Consider the following 15,599-nt stretch of genomic DNA (forward strand, 5'->3'; position numbering starts at 1 on the left):
ATGACGCAGGAGACCTACGGCTTCGCGCCGGCCTATGAACTGCCGAGCTGGCCCTTCGAGCCCCCGCCCGAGCTGCACAGCCCGCAGGTGGTGCGGCATCCGATCGTGATCGTCGGCGCCGGCCCCTCGGGCCTCACGCTGGCCTGCGACCTCGCATGCCGCGGCGTCCCTGCGCTGCTGCTCGACGAGGACGACACCGTGGGCGTGCGCGGCGCTTCGTCGCGCGGCATCTGCTATGCGCAGAAGAGCCTGGAGATCTTCGAGCGCCTCGGCATCTACGAGCGCATCGCCGCCAAGGGCATCACCTGGTCGCTGGGCCGCACCTTCTCGGGCGAGCAGGAGGTCTACAGCTTCAACCTGCAGGCGGCGAGCGTCTCGAAGCAGCCGCCGTTCATCAACCTGCAGCAGTTCTACGTCGAGTGGTTCCTGGTCGAGCGCATCCTCGAGCTCGGCCTGACCGACCTGCGCTGGAAGAACCGCGTGACGGGCGTCGAGCGCCTGGCCGACGGCGTGCGCCTCGCGGTGGAGACGCCTGCGGGCCGCTACGTGATCGAGGCCGACCGGCTCATCGACGCGACCGGCGCCAACAGCGCCATCCGCACCCAGCTCGGCATCGAGGCGCACGCGTCGCGCAGCACCGACCGCTGGTGCATCAGCGACGTGCGCTTCAGGAAGCCGCTGCCGACCGAGCGCTGGACCTGGGTCGATGCGCCCTTCAACGAAGGCCGCGGCGTGTGGCAGCACCTGATGGCCGACGGCGTCTGGCGCATCGACTACCAGATGCCCGAGGACTGCGACACCGCCCACATCAGCAAGCCCGAGGTCGCGGGCGCGCGGCTGCGCGAACAGCTCGGGCCGGGCGTGGAGTTCGAGTTCGTCTGGATCGGCCCCTACGGCTACCGCGACCACCTGCTCGACCGCTTCCGCCACGGCCCGGTGTTCTTCATCGGCGACGCGGCGCACGTGGTGAGCCCCTTCGGCGCGCGCGGCGGCAACTCGGGCATCCAGGACGCGGCGAACCTCGGCTGGAAGCTCGCACTGGCCGCGCGCGGCACGGCCGGCGAGGCGCTGCTCGACAGCTACGACGCCGAGCGCCGCCCGGCCGCGGCGGAGAACCTGAAGGTCACGAGCCGCTCGGCGCGCTTTCTCGCGCCGCGCTCGCCGGCCGAACACATGCTGCGGCGCGCCGTCGTCGCGCTGGCGGCGCGGCATCCGTTCGCGCGGGCGCTGGTCAACACCGGGCGCATGTCGGTGGCCAACGACTATCCGCCCGCGCCCCTGCTGCCCGAGGGCGCGCGCAGCGTGCAGAACCTGCCGCTGCAATGGACCGGCGGTGCCGGGACCACGCTGATGCAGCTGCTGGCGGAAGGCACGCGCTGCCTCGGACTCTGGCGCGCGCCCTCGCCCGGCGACGCCGCCGCGGCGCTGGCGGCGACGGCCGCGCTGCCGCTGCGCCTGGTGGCGGTCGGCGGCGAGAGCGGCCTGCCCACGCTGGCGCCCGACGAGGCCCTGCTGGCGCATCTGGGCTTGCACGAGGCCGGCCGCTTCGCGCTGGTCCGCCCCGATGCCTACCTGGCCGCCGCGCTGCCGCAGGCCACGCCCGATGCCATCGCCGCCGCCCTGGGCGTGGCGTTGGCGCGGTCGGACGAGGACACCCGATGAACACCACCGAACCCGGCATTCCCGACCCGGACGGCTTCTATGCGGCGCTGCTCGCCGCGCACGAGGGCAAGACCGAAGCGCAGAGCGCCGACTTCCATGCCCGGCTGGTGCTGCTGCTGGCCAGCCGGTGCGGCGACCAGGCCGTGCTGCTCGACTGCATCCGCGCTGCGGCCGAAGAACAACCCGCCGCCCCATGAACACACCCATCTCCTTCGCCTCGGCCGCCGACACCCGCGAGCAGAAACCGCGGCTGCGCGAGCTCGCGCCCGGCGTGTACGGCTACATCAGCGACTTCGATCCGAACTGCGGCTTCGTCGTCGGCGACGACCATGTCGTGCTCATCGACACCCGGCCCACGCCGCGCATGGCGCGCGACTTCCTGGCCGCGATCCGCACGGTGACCGACAAGCCGGTCAAGTGCATCGTGCTGACGCACTACCACGCCGTGCGCGTGATGGGCGCGAGCGCCTTCGAGGAGGTCGAGCACATCGTCGCGAGCGACGGCACGCTCGACTGGATCCGCACGCGCGGGCAGGCCGACTTCGAATCGGAGGTCGGCCGCTTCCCCCGCCTGTTCGCGGGCTTCGAGGAGGTCCCCGGCCTGACCCTGCCGACGCTGAGCTTCGAACGCGAGATGAGCCTCTGGCTCGGCGCCGGCCGCGCGCTGCGGCTGCTGGCGCTGGGTCGCGGCCATTCGAGCGGCGACACGGTGGCATGGCTGCCCGACTGCGGCGTGCTGTTCTCGGGCGACGTGGTCGAGAACCGCTGCGGCGTCTACGCGGGCGATGCCTACATCGGCGACTGGGCCGGCACGCTCGATGCGGTGGCGGCGCTGAAGCCGCGCGTGCTGGTGCCGGGCCGCGGCGCGGTGCTCGACGGGGAGGCGGCCTGCGCCGAGGCGGTTGCGCTCACACAGGCCTTTCTCTCGACGCTGCTCGAAAGCGTGCGCGCGGGCATCGCGGCCGGCGAGACGCTCAAGGGCTGTTTCGCCCGCGCACAGGCGGCCATGACGCCGCGCTTCGGCGACTGGCCGGTGTTCCAGCACGTGCTGCCCTTCGACGTCTCGCGCGCCTTCGACGAGCTGCGCGGCATCGAGCACCCCGTGGTGTGGACCGCCGAGCGCGACCGCGAGCTCTGGCAGACGCTCCGCGCCGGATGAACCGACCGATTCTTCAACAAGGCAACGGAGACAACAGACGATGAAACGACGATTCCTTCCCCTGCTGGCCGCGGCACTGGCGCTGGCCGCCGCATCCCTCGCGTCGGCGCAGCCCGCCGCCTACCCGAGCCAGCCGATCAAATGGATCGTGCCCTACGTGGCCGGCGGCGGCACCGACAACCTCGCGCGCGCCCTGGCCGAGGCGATGCAGCCCTCGCTCGGCCAGCCGCTGATCATCGACAACCGGCCCGGCGCCTCCACCAACATCGGCGTGTCGGTGCTGATGCAGTCCAGGCCCGACGGCTACACGATCATGCAGGCCGAGAACGCGGCGCTGCTCTTCAACGAGCACATGTTCGCCAAGCTGCCGTACAAGCCCGCGAGCGACTTCACCTACATCGGCACCATCGGGCGCTTTCCGGTCGCGCTGGTCGTGCACCCGGACTTTCCCGCCAGGAACGTGGCCGAGTTCGTGCGCCACGTGAAGGCCCATCCCGACAAGGTGAACTACGCCTCGCCCGGCAACGGCTCGCCGCACCACATGGCGATGGAGCTCTTCAAGCAGAAGGCCGGCATCCAGCTCACGCACGTGCCGTACAAGGGCGCCGCGCCCGCCATGACCGACGTGATGGGCGGGCAGGTGCCGACCATGATGCTCGACCTGGCCTCGGGCCTGCCGATCATCAAGGCCGGCAAGGTGCGGGTGCTCGCGATCGCGCTGCCGCAGCGCGCGGGTGCGCTGCCCGAGGTGCCGACCTTCTCCGAAGCGGGCTTCAGCGACGTCAACGCCTACGCCTTCCATGGGCTGATCGGGCCGGCCGGCATGCCGGCCGAGGCGGTGGCGCGGATCAACGCCGAACTGCGCAAGGCGATGGGCGCGCCCAGGGTGGTGAAGCTGTTCTCCGAATTCGGCTTCGAGCCGCTGCCGGGCACGCCGCAGGAGTTCTACAGGCTCTCGCGTGCGGAGAGCGAGCGCTGGGGCCGCATCATCGCCGCCGCGAACGTGAAGCTGGACTGAGAGGCGGCGAACGCGCCGGCCGCCTACCAGCCGAGCCCGAGGTGCAGCGGCAGGTAGACCGCCATGCCCGCGAGCATCGTGCCGAGCACGCCGCGGCGCCAGAAATAGTAGGCGGCGCCGACCACCGTGGCATACAGGCGCGCATCGTGCAGCGTGCCGATCAGCTGGCCCTGGGTCATCACGATCTCGGGCGCGATCACGCCCGCGAGCGCGGCGACCGGCGCATAGTGCAGCGCGCGGTGCGCCCACTCGGGCAGGCCCCAGGGCCGGTCGAGGATGAAGAAGAAGCAGCGCGCCAGCACCGTCACGCCCGCGAGGCCGACGATCACGGCGAGCGTCCAGAAGTCGGTGGCGCGGTCGGCGCTCACTGGTCGTCCTCCGCCTCGGCGTCGCGACCGCCGCGCTTCTCGAGCCAGAAGCACAGCAGCACCGCCACGCCGATGGCCGCGACGATGTTGAGCTTGAGCGGCAGCGCATAGGCCGCCACCGCGGTGGCGCTCGCGACCAGCGCCGCCAGCACGCGCAGCCGCGTGGTCGCCATCGAGCAGACGATCGCCACCAGGCTCAGCACCCCCGCGAAGCCCAGGCCCCAGCTCTGCGGGATGAAGTTGGCGAGCGCGATGCCGAGCAGGCTCATGCCCATCCACGAACACCAGGTCACGAAGTAGTTGCCGGTGAGGTAGGCCTCCTGCGCCTGCTGCTCGGCCAGGCCCGCGGGCGGCGCCGGGTAATGCCGCGTGAAGAGCGCATAGCTGAGGTCGGCCGTGAGGTAGCCGTGCGTCATGCGGCGCCAGCGCGGCATGTGCATGAGATAGGGGCGCAGATGCAGGCTGAAGACCACGAAGCGCAGGTTCACGCAGAAGCCGGTCGCGAGGATCACCCAGGCCGGCGCGCCCGCCACCAGCAGCGGAATGGCCGCGAGCTGCGAGCTGCCGGCGTAGACCAGCAGCGTCATCGCCACCGCCTCGACCACGCTCATGTTCGACTTGACCATGGCCACGCCGGTCATCAGGCCCCAGGCGCCGATGCCGAGCGCGGCCGAGGACATGTGGCGGATGCCCAGGCGGAATTCGGGGCGGCGGCGGATGGCGGCGGAGAGGAACATCAGCCGAAGCGCTGCCCGGCCTTCACATCGAAGCCGCGCAGGAAATCGGCCACGCCGAGGCGCTTGCCGCCCGGACGCTGGAGTTCAGTGACCTTCACCACCGCCCCTGGTCGCGCCGCCACGGCGATGCCTTCGTCGCTCACCGCGAGGAGGGTGCCGGGCGGCGCCGTCGCCTCGGCGGCCGGCACCGCATGGGCGGTCCAGAGCTTGAGGATCTCGCCGTCGAGCGGGCTGTTGGCGCCCGGAAAGGGATCGAAGGCGCGGATGCGCCGCACGATGGCCTCGGCCGGCTGGTTCCAGTCGATCTGCGCCTCGTGCTTCTCGACCTTGTTCGCGTAGCTCACGCCTTCGGCCGGCTGCGGCGTGCGCACGAGGCCGCCGAGGCCCGCCAGCGCCTGCACGATCAGGCGGCCGCCGAGCGCGGCGAGCCGGTCGTGCAGCCGCGCCGTGTTGTCGCTGCCGATGTCGACCGCCTCGCGCAGCAGCATGTCGCCGGTGTCGAGGCCGGCATCCATCTGCATGATGGTGATGCCGGTCTGCGCGTCGCCGGCCTCGATGGCGCGATGGATCGGCGCCGCGCCGCGCCAGCGCGGCAGCAGGCTGGCGTGGATGTTGAGGCAGCCGTGCCGCGGCAGGTCGAGCACCCACTGCGGCAGGATCAGCCCGTAGGCCGCGACCACCATCACGTCGGGGTCGGCGGCGTGCAGCGCGTCGCGCGCGGCCGCGGCGTCCTCGGGGTATTTGCCGTCGAGCCGCAGGCTGCGCGGCTGCGCCACCGGCCAGCCGTGGGCGACGGCGCATTGCTTGACGGGCGAGGGCTGCAGCTTCATGCCGCGGCCGGCGGGACGGTCGGGCTGGCTCAGCACCAGCACGATCTCATGGCCCGCCGCGGCGATGGCGTCGAGCGCGACGCGCGCGAACTCGGGCGTGCCCGCGAAAACGACCTTCAGCGGGTTCAATCCCGGATCCGATCGAATTCGAGGTCATCCCCCGTGTGATAGCGGCGCACCACGCCGGTGGGATCGATGTAGATGTAGAGCATGCGGCGCTCGTTCACCGCCTTGTAACGCCAGGTCCAGACGGCGCCGTCGAAGGAACTGACGCGGCTGATCTCGAACGGGCGGCCGTAGAACGCGAGCACGTCGTTCTGCCGCCACTGGTCGACCTTGATGTCGTGGCCGAAGCGGGCTTCGTTGAGCACCTGGGTCACCGAGACCACCCTGCCCGACGCGTCGAGGTCGATGTCGACGACCTCGAAACCGGCCGGCATGCGCGAGTACTGCAGGCGCTCGCCGCCGCCGGTGAGCGGATAGCGGCCGGTGGGCGGCCCCAGGCGCTGCAGCGTCTCGGCCGCGCTGGTGCCCGGCGCGATGCGGGTGGGCTCGCTCGCGCAGCCGGCGAGGAACCCGAGCCCCGCCGCGAGCAGCAGCGCACTGGCCGAACGCAGCGCGGGCATGCGCATCAGGCGCGGCCCTCCCGGGCCTCTTCGCGCTGTTGCTTGAGCATCTTGCTCTTGATGCGGTTGCGCTTCAGCGGCGAGAGGTATTCGACGAACACCTTGCCCAGCAGATGGTCGAGTTCGTGCTGGATGCACACCGCGAGCAGGCCCTCGGCCTCGATGGTGCGCATCTCGCCCTCGGCGTCGAGCGCCTGCACCTTGACCGAGGTGGAACGCTCCACGCCGTCGTAGATGCCGGGCACCGAGAGGCAGCCTTCCTCGTTCACCACCTTTTCGTCGCTGGCCCACACAATCTCGGGGTTGATGAGCACCAGCGGCTGGTTGCGCTCCTCGGACACGTCGATGACGACCAGGCGCTCGTGCACGTCGATCTGGGTGGCGGCCAGACCGATACCATTGGCGTCGTACATGGTTTCGAGCATGTCGGCCACCAGCGTCTTGATGCGCGCGTCCACGCCCTGCACGGATTTGGCGACCGTATGCAGCCGCTTGTCCGGGTAACTCAGAATGATTCGTTTGGCCATGAAAAAGGGGAGAAGTTGTCGCTATTTTCGCCAATTCCGCGACGCGGCGCGGCCGGATAGCCTGAAAACGTTGCCCTCCGAAGGTCTTCGAGCGCAGAATTCGTAGCAAATTGTGAGATTCGTATGCGCCTCGATACGTCGGGCGCTCACCCATCCAGACATGAAAAAGTTCCGAATCCCCGTCCGCCAGCGTCCGCACCTCCTCGCCACGTTGGCTGCCCTTGCGGTGATCAGCGGCGGCAGCACGGCCTGGGCGCAGAACTACCCCATCACGCCGCAGCAGCGCGCCACCGCGCAGCAGACCGCCCAGACCGGCGTGCCGCTGTCCGAACTCGCGCCCAACGCGCCCGACGAATACACCGTCAAGTCGGGCGACACGCTCTGGGCCATCTCGCGCCTGTACCTGCTGCGCCCCTGGCGCTGGCCGGAGCTCTGGGGCATGAACATCAACGAGATCGCCAACCCGCACCGCATCTATCCGGGCCAGGTGCTGTACCTCGACAAGACCGGCGGTCGCGCGCGGCTGACCCTGCGCCGCGGCGCGGGCGGCAGCGGCGACGGCGGCACCATCAAGCTCTCGCCGCGCACCCGCTTCGACTCGCTCGCCGGCATGGCGCTGCCCACGCTCAATCCGAGCGTGATCGAGCCCTTCCTGAGCGAACCGATCGTGGTCGACGCCGACACGCTGCAGAGCGCGCCGCGCATCGTCGCGGGCAACGACAGCCGCGTGCTGCTGTCGCGCGGCGACCGCGCCTATGCGCGCGGCAACCCCGACACGCCGCTGGTCGAGGTGCCGGGCCCGCTGCAGAACTTCCGCGTGTTCCGCAACGCCACGCCGCTCAAGGACCCGGGCACCGGCGAGATCCTCGGCTACGAGGCGCAGTACCTGGGCAAGGCGCAGCTCAAGCGCGGCGAATCGACCACGGTCGAGACCGAGAAGGACAAGGACGTCATCACGGTGGTGCCGGCCAGCATCGACATCATCGCCTCGCGCGAGGAGATCCGCGCCGGCGACCGGCTGCTGCCCGAACCGCCGCGCCAGCTGCTGAGCTACGCGCCGCGCGCGCCCTCGACCCAGGTCGAGGGCCGCATCGTCTCGGTCTACGGCAACGCGGTGCAGTTCGCGGCCCAGAACCAGGTGGTGGCGATCAACAAGGGCACGCGCGACGGCATCGACAGCGGCCATGTGCTCGCGATCCTGAAGAACGGCGAGACCATCGTCGACCGCACCGGCGGCAAGAAGGAAACGCTCAAGCTCCCGAACGAGCGGATCGGCCTGCTGATGGTGTTCCGGCCGTTCGAGCGGGTCTCGTACGCGCTGGTGCTCGAGATCACCGACACCCCGAAGGCCGGCGACTTCCTCGTCAATCCCTGAGGCTTTCCGCTTCCTCTTCCGCTTGGACCGCGCAGAACTCGCAGGCTGGCTTCGGCTTTCGCTGACGACGGGCATCGGCGACGGTGCCGCGCGCCGGCTGCTGGCCGCCTTCGGCCTGCCCGAGAACGTGTTCGCGCAGACCCACGACGCGCTGCGGCAGGTCGTGACGGCCGCGCAGGCCGAAGCGCTGCAGCAGCCGCCCCAGGGGCTGCAGGCCCAGATCGACCAGACCTGGCAATGGCTGCAGCCGGCGCCCGAGGACGGCGTCACGCGCCGCCTGGTCACGCTCGGCGATGCGGGCTACCCGGCCTCGCTGCTCGAGATGGCCGATCCGCCGCTGATGCTCTACGTGCTCGGCGCCGATACCTTCGACCTGACCCAGCTCGGCCACAGCATCGCGGTGGTGGGCAGCCGCAATCCCACGCCGCAGGGCGCGGCCAACGCCCGTGCGTTCGCGCGCGCGCTGGGCGAGGCCGGGCTGCCGGTGGTGTCGGGGCTCGCGCTCGGCGTGGACGGCGCCGCGCACCAGGGCGCGCTCGAAGCGGCCGGCGATGCGCCGCGGCTCGCCACGGTCGCGGTCGTCGGCACCGGGCTCGACCGCGTGTATCCGGCGCGGCACCGCGAACTGGCGCAGCGCGTGGCGCGGCAGGGCCTGATCGTGAGCGAGTTCCCGCTCGGCACGCCGCCGCTCACGCAGAACTTCCCGAAGCGCAACCGGCTGATCGCCGGCCTCGCACGCGGCACGCTGGTGGTGGAGGCCGCGCTGCAGTCGGGCTCGCTGATCACGGCGCGGCTCACTTCGGAGCAGGGCAAGGAAGTGTTCGCGATCCCCGGCTCGATCCATTCGCCGCAGTCGCGCGGCTGCCATGCGCTGATCCGCCAGGGCGCGAAGCTGGTCGAATCGGTGGCCGACATCCTCGAGGAACTGCCCGCGCTGAGCGCGGGCGGCGCGGCGGCACCCACGGCCACCAACGGCGATGCCGGCGCTGTGCCCGCCGCGCGCGAAGAGCCCTTGCTGGACGCACTCGGCTTCGACCCCGTGAGCCTGGACGCGCTGAGCGCGCGCACCGGATGGGGCGCCGCCGCGCTGCAGGCCAGGCTGCTCGAACTCGAGCTCGACGGCCACGTCGCGCGCCTGCCCGGCGGCCTGTTCCAGCGGGCAGCCATCGGCTGACGCCCGGGCACGCGCCCGCTTCTTCGTGAAACACCGCGGAACGGGCGAAATGACACGAAGTGCACGAAGCCTGGGGGCGAGCCACGGTTCCTCGGCTATATTGGGCTCATGTTCGAAGTGCTCGTGTTCGTCTACGAAAACTACTGGCGCGGCGATGCCTGCCCCGAACCCCGACAACTGGGCCGCAAGCTCAGCGCCCACGGCTTCGATCCCGAGGAGATCCGCGATGCGCTGCAATGGCTCGACGGCCTGACCCTGGCCACGCAGGGCCTGCAGATCGAACGCGGCACCGACGAAGACGACGAGGCGGTCGCCACGATCGCCCCGCGTGCCGCGCCCGAGGCGGCGTTGCCGCAGTCCCCCCACGCGATGCGCGTCTACTCCCAGGCCGAGCAGGAGCACCTGGGCGCCGAATGCCTCGGCTTCATCCGCTTTCTCGAACTCTCGAACGTGCTGCCCTGCGGGCTGCGCGAGATCGTCGTCGACCGCGCGATGGCCGCGCCGGGTGCGCCGGTGGCGCTCGACGACCTGAAGATCATCGTGCTGATGGTCCACTGGAGCACCGGCATCGAACCCGATGCACTGGTGCTCGACGAGCTCTGCGACACGCGCGGTGTCCAGACCTCGCACTAGGAGCCGGCGCCCGCGCGCGGCTCAGCTCAGCAGGCGCTCGGGATTGGCGTCGAGCTTCGCGAGCGCTTCGCGCGTGGCGCGCGCGGTGAGCGTCTCTTCCTCGGCCGGCACGAGCAGGCCCGCCTGCAGGTAGTTGGCGAGGCGGCCGATCTGGATCAGGAAGCTGCGGCCGTCGGCGGTCGCGAACAGGTGCAGCTGCTTGCGGTCGCTGCGCCAGACGAACTGCACCTGGCTCACGCGGTTGTTGTGGTCGAGCATGAACCAGTTGCCGACCTGCAGCTCGTGCGCCCATGCCAGCATGTCCTCGGCCGGCGTGCCGCCCGCGGCGTCGGCCACGACTTCGATCGAGGCCGCGTCCATGCCGAGCAGCAGCTCGATGCTGTGGGCGTCGACCGGCAGGTGCGAGGCGCTGCCGTCGTCCTTCACGAAATCCTCCAGGCGCGCGAGGCGCGCGGCCATGGCCTCGATCTTGGCGGCCGGAATGACCTCGGTCTTCGACAGGAAGGCATCGGACAGGGTCGCGCCGATGGTCTTGATGTGGGTTTCCTGCGGCTCGTCGATGATGCCGAGCAGGTTCATGCCCAGGCGCAGGCGCTGCAAGAGCTGCGGCAGATCCTGGATCACGCGCGCGCGGTCGGCGCGGTTGGGCTTGGCGCTCGCGGCCCACACCAGCTCGGAGGCCACGCGCTTGAGCATCACGGTCTGCTCGCCCTGCGGCCCGTAGCGCAGCGCGGCGATGGCCAGCACCTCGGCCCAGACCTTGAAGAGGAACTCGCGGATCTCGTCGCGCACCGGCATGTCGTTGAGCATCTTGCGCAGCTCGATGGTGTACTGGATCGCCATCGTCTCCTTCTGCTCCACCTGCTGCGCCACGCTCATCACGCGCTGCGTGGTGTCGCTCTGGGTGAGATAGCGGTTCAGGAAGGCCACGAACTCGTCGAACACCAGCTTGAAGACGCGCTGGCCGGTCTCCGGGTACTGCTCGATCACCTGCACCACGCGCCGGATCTCGCCTTCGAGCGCGCTGCCGGAGATGGCGGCCGCATCGAAGCCCATCACGCAGGAGCCCATGCGGTCGATCAGCATGCGCGCGGGATGCTGCAGCGTGCCGAAGAACTCCGGCTCGGCGATCGCCACGCGCAGCACCGGCATCTGCAGGCGCGCGAACCACACGCGCGCGGAGAAGGGAATGCGCTCCTCCGAGAGGATGGCCTGGAACATCAGCGCCACGATCTCGACCGTGGCCTTGTCGGCCGTGGTGGGCGCCCGCTGCTTGAGTTCGTTGCTGCGGCGCCGCAGATCGACCGCGGTCTGCTGGATGACCGTGGCCTGATGCTCCGCGGCCGCCTGCACGTACTGCGTGGCCGCGACGCGGTAGGCGGCCTCGGCCTCCGCGATCATGGCGGCGAAGGTCTCGGAGACGCCGGGGCTGCTCGCGCCGCCGGCGGTGGCCGCGCCGACGCCGGCGGTCGTCTGCATCGGCCGCGGGGCGGAAAGGTCGGTGCCGATGCGTGCGGCGACGAAGCGCTTGAGGCTCAGCAGCGCGGTCTGCGCGCGCTGGCGGGCGAGCATCAGCGGCGAGCCGCCGGTTGTCTGGTGGGGTGCGAAACCGCGCGGCTGCGAAGCGGGCGATGACGAAGAAGCGGCCGTGCCGGCGCCCGCCCGCGGCACGCCGCCTGCGGCCGTCGCGTGGCCGGTGCCCGTGTGCGGCGTGCCGGACATCGTCGACGGCCCGCCCCCACCACCCCCGCCACCGCCCGGAACACCGGTGCGCCGGACGAAGCTCTTCAGGTCGATCTCGGGCATCACGCCCTTGGAGATCAGGAAGGCGTTGGCGTCCTCGTAGGCCTTGACGACCACGCCGACCAGCTGCTGCTGCACCGTGTCCTGCACGCGCGACCAGAGCGTGCGGCTCAGGCCCGCCGCGAGCCACTGGTCCACCAGCAGCCGGGCCAGGGTCTCGGGCCGGAGCACGTCGTGCGCGTCGAGTTCGCCGCTGCCTTCGAGGTACTGGATGCGCAGCCGCAGGTCGCTGAGCTCGAAGCTCGCCTTGTCCTGGATCATCTGCGCCAGCCGCGAGGAGAGGATGTTGCTCTCCATGGCGTCGTCGTCGATGAGTTCGAGCCGCAGTTTCGGCGCCGCGGGCGCGCCGGTTGCCGCCGCTGCGGGCGCCCCCGCCGACCTGCGCCAGCCCGCCTGCGCGAGCGACACCCATTGCGAAGCCTGGGCCTGGAACGCCACGAAGTCGTCGCGCCGCTCCTGCATCAGCCGCGCGCTGCCGACTTCCGAGGCCTGCTGCGTGAGCCGGTCCCGGATCGCCTGCGCCAGCGGGGCGATCACGCCCCCGGTCGCGAGCACGAAGCGTTCGCGCGTCTCGCGTGCGAGCTGCAGGGAAGTGGCGGACCGCGCGGTGCTCATTGAAGATGGAGAAGGCAGTGGGGCGCTCTATGTCGTCGACAAGCCGGAGCTTGCATCGGGAAACGCCACAGCACAAGTGTGAATCGCTTCCCCCGCGCGCCTTCGTGCCTCGATTCGTTCCGGTGCGGCGCGGTCCTCAGACCACCGCGCCGGCGTTCGGGTCGTCTTCCGAGCCGCCGTCCTTCTTGACGCTGCCCTTGACGAGGTCCTCGCGCTTGACGCCGAGCCACATGGCGATGGCCGCCGCCACGAAGGCCGACGAATAGATGCCGAAGCAGATGCCGATCGTCAGCGCCAGCGCGAAGTAGTGCAGCGTCGGTCCGCCGAAGAAGAACATCGACAGCACCACGAGCTGCGTCGAGCCGTGCGTGATGATCGTGCGGCTGATGGTCGAGGTGATCGCGTTGTCGATGATCTCGGTCGTGCTCATCTTGCGGTAGCGCCGGAAGTTCTCGCGCACCCGGTCGAAGATCACGACCGACTCGTTGACCGAATAGCCCAGCACCGCCAGCACCGCCGCGAGCACCGCGAGCGAGAACTCCCACTGGAAGAAGGCGAAGAAGCCGAGGATGATGACCACGTCGTGCAGGTTGGCGAGCACGGTCGCCACGGCGAACTTCCACTCGAAGCGGATCGCCAGGTAGATCATGATGCCGACCACCACCATGCCGAGCGCCTTGAGGCCGTTGGTGGTGAGTTCCTCGCCCACCTGCGGCCCGACGACCTCGATGCCGCGCTGCGTGGCCGAGGGATCGACCGACTTCAGCGCCTGCATCACCTGCGCGCTCTGCTGGTCGGAGCTCATGCCCTTCTGCGCGGGCAGGCGGATCTGCACGTCGCGCGAGGTGCCGTAGCTCTGCACCTGCACGTCGGGGTAGCCGAGCTTGGCGATCGCCTCGCGCACCTTGCCGATGTCGGCGGACTGCTGGTAGGCGACCTCCATCACCGTGCCGCCCGTGAATTCGACCGACAGGTGCAGCCCGCGGTGGAACAGGAAGAACACCGCCAGCGCAAAGGTGACGAAGGAGATGATGTTCAGCACCAGGGCATGGCGCATGAACGGGATGGTCTTGTGGATGCGGAAGAATTCCATGGCGCTTGTCCTCGGCCCTTTACTTGCCTTCGGCGACGGCCGCGCCGTCGGTCTTGGGGCGCCAGACCGTGCCGATCGACACCGTCTTGAGCTTCTTCTTCTGGCCGTACCAGAAGTTCACGAGGCCGCGCGAGAAGAACACGGCCGAGAACATCGAGGTGACGATGCCGATGCAGTGCACCACCGCGAAGCCGCGCACCGGGCCCGAGCCGAAGGCCAGCAGCGCGATGCCCGCGATCAGCGTGGTCACGTTGGAGTCCAGGATGGTGCCCCAGGCGCGGTCGTAGCCGGCGTGGATGGCCGCCTGCGGCGAGGCGCCGTTGCGCAGCTCCTCGCGCACGCGCTCGTTGATCAGCACGTTCGAGTCGATGGCCACGCCGATGGCGAGCGCCATGGCCGCGATGCCCGGCAGCGTGAGCGTGGCCTGCAGCATCGACAGGATCGCCACCAGCAGCAGCAGGTTGACGGCCAGCGCGATCGACGAGAACAGGCCGAACAGGGCGTAGTAGGCGCACATGAAGACCATGATCGCCAGGAAGCCGTACATCACGCTCTTGAAGCCCTTCTCGATGTTGTCGGCGCCCAGGCTCGGGCCGATCGTGCGCTCCTGGATGATCTCCATCGGCGCGGCCAGCGAGCCGGCGCGCAGCAGCAGCGCGAGGTCGTTGGCCTCGGTCACGTTCATCGAGCCCGAGATCTGGAACCGGGTGCCGAGCTCGCCGTTGATCGACGGGGCGGTGAGCACTTCGCCCTTGCCCTTCTCGAAAATCAGCATGGCCATGCGCTTCTTGTAGTTCTCGCGGCTCACGTCGCGCATGATGCGACCGCCCTTGGCGTCCATGGTCAGGTCGACCTTGGGCTGCTGGGTCTGCGAGTCGAAGCCGGGCTGCGCGTCGGTGAGGTTCTCGCCGGTGACGAGCACCTGCTTCTTCACGATGACCGGACGGCCGTTGCGCTCGAAGAACTTCTCGGAGCCGAAGGGCACGGGCCCGCCGCTCAGTTCGGCCGCTCGGCCTTCGGCGCTTTCGTCGACGAGGCGCATCTCGAGCGTGGCGGTGCGGCCCAGGATGTCCTTGGCCTTGGCCGTGTCCTGCACGCCGGGCAGCTGCACCACGATGCGGTCGAGGCCCTGCTGCTGGATCACGGGTTCGGCCACGCCGAGTTCGTTGATCCGGTTGTGCAGCGTGGTGATGTTCTGCTTCAGCGCCGCGTCCTGCAGCCGGCGCGCGGCCTCGGGCTTGATGGTGGCCACGAGGCGCAGGTTGCCGCCCTCGGGGCTTTCGGTGGCGGTGAGGTCCTGGAACTGGTCCTGGATCAGCTGCCTGGCGGCCTGGAGCGCCGCGGCATCGCGGAAGGCGATCTCGATCGCCTGGCCGTTGCGGCTCACCGAGGTGCCGCGGATGCCCTTGTCGCGGAAGGTGGTGCGCAGGTCGCTCGCGAAGGACTCGGCCTTCTTGTCGATGGCGCCCTTCATGTCGACCTGCAGCAGGAAGTCGACGCCGCCGCGCAGGTCGAGGCCGAGGTACATCGGGAACGCATGCAGCGCCGTGAGCCAGGCCGGCGAACGCGAGACCAGGTTCAGCGCCACCACGTAGGCCGGATCGGCCGGATCGGGCACCAGCGCGCGCTGCAGCGCGTCGCGCGCCTTGAGCTGCTCGTCGGGCGTGGCGAAGCGCGCGCGCAGCGAGCCGCCCTCGAGCGTCAGCAGGTCGGGCGCGAGCCCCGCCGCCTTCAGCGCCTCCTCGACCCGGGTCTGGGTGGCCGCGTCGACCTTGGCCGTCGACTTGGCCGCGGACACCTGCACCGCAGGCGCCTCGCCGAAGAAATTCGGCAGGGAATAGATCAACCCCACCAGCAGCACGATCACGATGATCGCGTACTTCCAGACCGGATATCGGTTCATGAGAAAGCGCTTTTCAGAAACGGAACACGGCGTGACTTGGGGGCCGCGCGCGGCAAGCGCAAGGCCCCGGTGCCAC

15 protein-coding genes are annotated in these 15,599 nt (G+C 70.1%); 7 read left to right on the forward strand and 8 right to left on the reverse strand.

Annotated elements, in window-relative coordinates; all coding sequences use genetic code 11:
• Genes M2165_RS08940 through M2165_RS08955 form a run of 4 tightly spaced genes read left to right on the forward strand, consistent with a single transcriptional unit; the run spans position 1 to position 3,839 of the window.
• On the forward strand, positions 1 to 1,662 hold the full coding sequence (locus tag M2165_RS08940) for an FAD-dependent monooxygenase (protein ID WP_280814296.1): 1,662 nt from the start codon (positions 1 to 3) through the stop codon (positions 1,660 to 1,662).
• Positions 1,659 to 1,859, forward strand: coding sequence for a DUF2783 domain-containing protein (locus M2165_RS08945; RefSeq protein WP_280814297.1), 201 nt, complete (start codon positions 1,659 to 1,661; stop codon positions 1,857 to 1,859). The genes M2165_RS08940 and M2165_RS08945 overlap by 4 nt, the downstream gene beginning before the upstream one ends.
• Entirely contained in the window at positions 1,856 to 2,821 is a 966-nt protein-coding gene (locus M2165_RS08950) for an MBL fold metallo-hydrolase (RefSeq protein WP_280814298.1), read from the forward strand. The genes M2165_RS08945 and M2165_RS08950 overlap by 4 nt, the downstream gene beginning before the upstream one ends.
• 40 nt (positions 2,822 to 2,861) lie before the next feature.
• The gene (locus tag M2165_RS08955) at positions 2,862 to 3,839 is read left to right on the forward strand and encodes a tripartite tricarboxylate transporter substrate binding protein (protein ID WP_280814299.1); all 978 of its coding nucleotides are present in this window, start codon (positions 2,862 to 2,864) and stop codon (positions 3,837 to 3,839) included.
• Positions 3,840 to 3,862: 23 nt separating this feature from the next.
• On the opposite strand, the gene M2165_RS08960 is transcribed toward M2165_RS08955, so the two are convergent.
• The 5 genes from M2165_RS08960 to def are packed head-to-tail and all read right to left on the reverse strand — an operon-like array spanning position 3,863 to position 6,927.
• Positions 3,863 to 4,207 carry an AzlD domain-containing protein gene (locus tag M2165_RS08960; RefSeq protein WP_280814300.1) on the reverse strand — a complete coding sequence of 115 codons (345 nt, stop codon included), beginning with the start codon at positions 4,205 to 4,207 and terminating at the stop codon, positions 3,863 to 3,865.
• The gene (locus M2165_RS08965; RefSeq protein ID WP_280814301.1) at positions 4,204 to 4,944 is read right to left on the reverse strand and encodes an AzlC family ABC transporter permease; all 741 of its coding nucleotides are present in this window, start codon (positions 4,942 to 4,944) and stop codon (positions 4,204 to 4,206) included. Before M2165_RS08965 ends, M2165_RS08960 begins: the two co-directional genes overlap by 4 nt.
• Entirely contained in the window at positions 4,944 to 5,903 is a 960-nt protein-coding gene (gene fmt / locus M2165_RS08970) for a methionyl-tRNA formyltransferase (RefSeq protein ID WP_280814302.1), read from the reverse strand. Before fmt ends, M2165_RS08965 begins: the two co-directional genes overlap by 1 nt.
• Positions 5,900 to 6,406 (reverse strand): hypothetical protein, encoded by a 507-nt coding sequence (locus M2165_RS08975; RefSeq protein WP_280814303.1) that lies wholly within the window; start codon positions 6,404 to 6,406, stop codon positions 5,900 to 5,902. The genes fmt and M2165_RS08975 overlap by 4 nt, the downstream gene beginning before the upstream one ends.
• Positions 6,406 to 6,927 carry a peptide deformylase gene (def, locus tag M2165_RS08980; protein WP_280814304.1) on the reverse strand — a complete coding sequence of 174 codons (522 nt, stop codon included), beginning with the start codon at positions 6,925 to 6,927 and terminating at the stop codon, positions 6,406 to 6,408. The genes M2165_RS08975 and def overlap by 1 nt, the downstream gene beginning before the upstream one ends.
• Before the next feature lie 160 nt (positions 6,928 to 7,087).
• Between def and M2165_RS08985 the strand changes: the two genes are divergently transcribed.
• The 3 genes from M2165_RS08985 (at position 7,088) to M2165_RS08995 (ending at position 10,109) form a co-directional block, all read left to right on the forward strand.
• Positions 7,088 to 8,302 (forward strand): LysM domain-containing protein, encoded by a 1,215-nt coding sequence (locus tag M2165_RS08985; RefSeq protein ID WP_280814305.1) that lies wholly within the window; start codon positions 7,088 to 7,090, stop codon positions 8,300 to 8,302.
• Positions 8,303 to 8,324: 22 nt separating this feature from the next.
• The gene (gene dprA / locus M2165_RS08990; RefSeq protein WP_280814306.1) at positions 8,325 to 9,476 is read left to right on the forward strand and encodes a DNA-processing protein DprA; all 1,152 of its coding nucleotides are present in this window, start codon (positions 8,325 to 8,327) and stop codon (positions 9,474 to 9,476) included.
• A gap of 108 nt (positions 9,477 to 9,584) precedes the next feature.
• Entirely contained in the window at positions 9,585 to 10,109 is a 525-nt protein-coding gene (locus M2165_RS08995; RefSeq protein ID WP_280814307.1) for a DUF494 domain-containing protein, read from the forward strand.
• Between the two features lie 21 nt (positions 10,110 to 10,130).
• Here M2165_RS08995 and M2165_RS09000 read toward each other — a convergent pair whose 3' ends face one another.
• From M2165_RS09000 to secD, 3 genes are all read right to left on the reverse strand, one after another.
• Positions 10,131 to 12,527 (reverse strand): DUF1631 family protein, encoded by a 2,397-nt coding sequence (locus tag M2165_RS09000; protein WP_280814308.1) that lies wholly within the window; start codon positions 12,525 to 12,527, stop codon positions 10,131 to 10,133.
• A 136-nt stretch (positions 12,528 to 12,663) separates the two neighbouring features.
• Positions 12,664 to 13,620: a protein translocase subunit SecF gene (gene secF / locus M2165_RS09005; RefSeq protein WP_280814309.1), complete on the reverse strand. Its 957-nt coding sequence runs from the start codon at positions 13,618 to 13,620 to the stop codon at positions 12,664 to 12,666.
• A 19-nt stretch (positions 13,621 to 13,639) separates the two neighbouring features.
• Positions 13,640 to 15,523: a protein translocase subunit SecD gene (secD, locus tag M2165_RS09010; protein WP_280814310.1), complete on the reverse strand. Its 1,884-nt coding sequence runs from the start codon at positions 15,521 to 15,523 to the stop codon at positions 13,640 to 13,642.
• Positions 15,524 to 15,599 lie beyond the last annotated feature (76 nt).

Source organism: Variovorax sp. TBS-050B (genome assembly GCF_029893635.1).
Classification (GTDB): Bacteria; Pseudomonadota; Gammaproteobacteria; order Burkholderiales; family Burkholderiaceae_C; genus Variovorax.

Coding starts and splice junctions, on each gene's coding strand:
- M2165_RS08940 (WP_280814296.1), top strand. CDS start 1: ATGACGCAGGAGACCTACGGCTTCGCGCCGGCCTATGAACTGCCGAGC.
- M2165_RS08945 (WP_280814297.1), top strand. CDS start 1,659: ATGAACACCACCGAACCCGGCATTCCCGACCCGGACGGCTTCTATGCG.
- M2165_RS08950 (WP_280814298.1), top strand. CDS start 1,856: ATGAACACACCCATCTCCTTCGCCTCGGCCGCCGACACCCGCGAGCAG.
- M2165_RS08955 (WP_280814299.1), top strand. CDS start 2,862: ATGAAACGACGATTCCTTCCCCTGCTGGCCGCGGCACTGGCGCTGGCC.
- M2165_RS08965 (WP_280814301.1), bottom strand. CDS start 4,944: ATGTTCCTCTCCGCCGCCATCCGCCGCCGCCCCGAATTCCGCCTGGGC.
- M2165_RS08975 (WP_280814303.1), bottom strand. CDS start 6,406: ATGCGCATGCCCGCGCTGCGTTCGGCCAGTGCGCTGCTGCTCGCGGCG.
- def (WP_280814304.1), bottom strand. CDS start 6,927: ATGGCCAAACGAATCATTCTGAGTTACCCGGACAAGCGGCTGCATACG.
- M2165_RS08985 (WP_280814305.1), top strand. CDS start 7,088: ATGAAAAAGTTCCGAATCCCCGTCCGCCAGCGTCCGCACCTCCTCGCC.
- M2165_RS08995 (WP_280814307.1), top strand. CDS start 9,585: ATGTTCGAAGTGCTCGTGTTCGTCTACGAAAACTACTGGCGCGGCGAT.
- M2165_RS09000 (WP_280814308.1), bottom strand. CDS start 12,527: ATGAGCACCGCGCGGTCCGCCACTTCCCTGCAGCTCGCACGCGAGACG.
- secF (WP_280814309.1), bottom strand. CDS start 13,620: ATGGAATTCTTCCGCATCCACAAGACCATCCCGTTCATGCGCCATGCC.
- secD (WP_280814310.1), bottom strand. CDS start 15,523: ATGAACCGATATCCGGTCTGGAAGTACGCGATCATCGTGATCGTGCTG.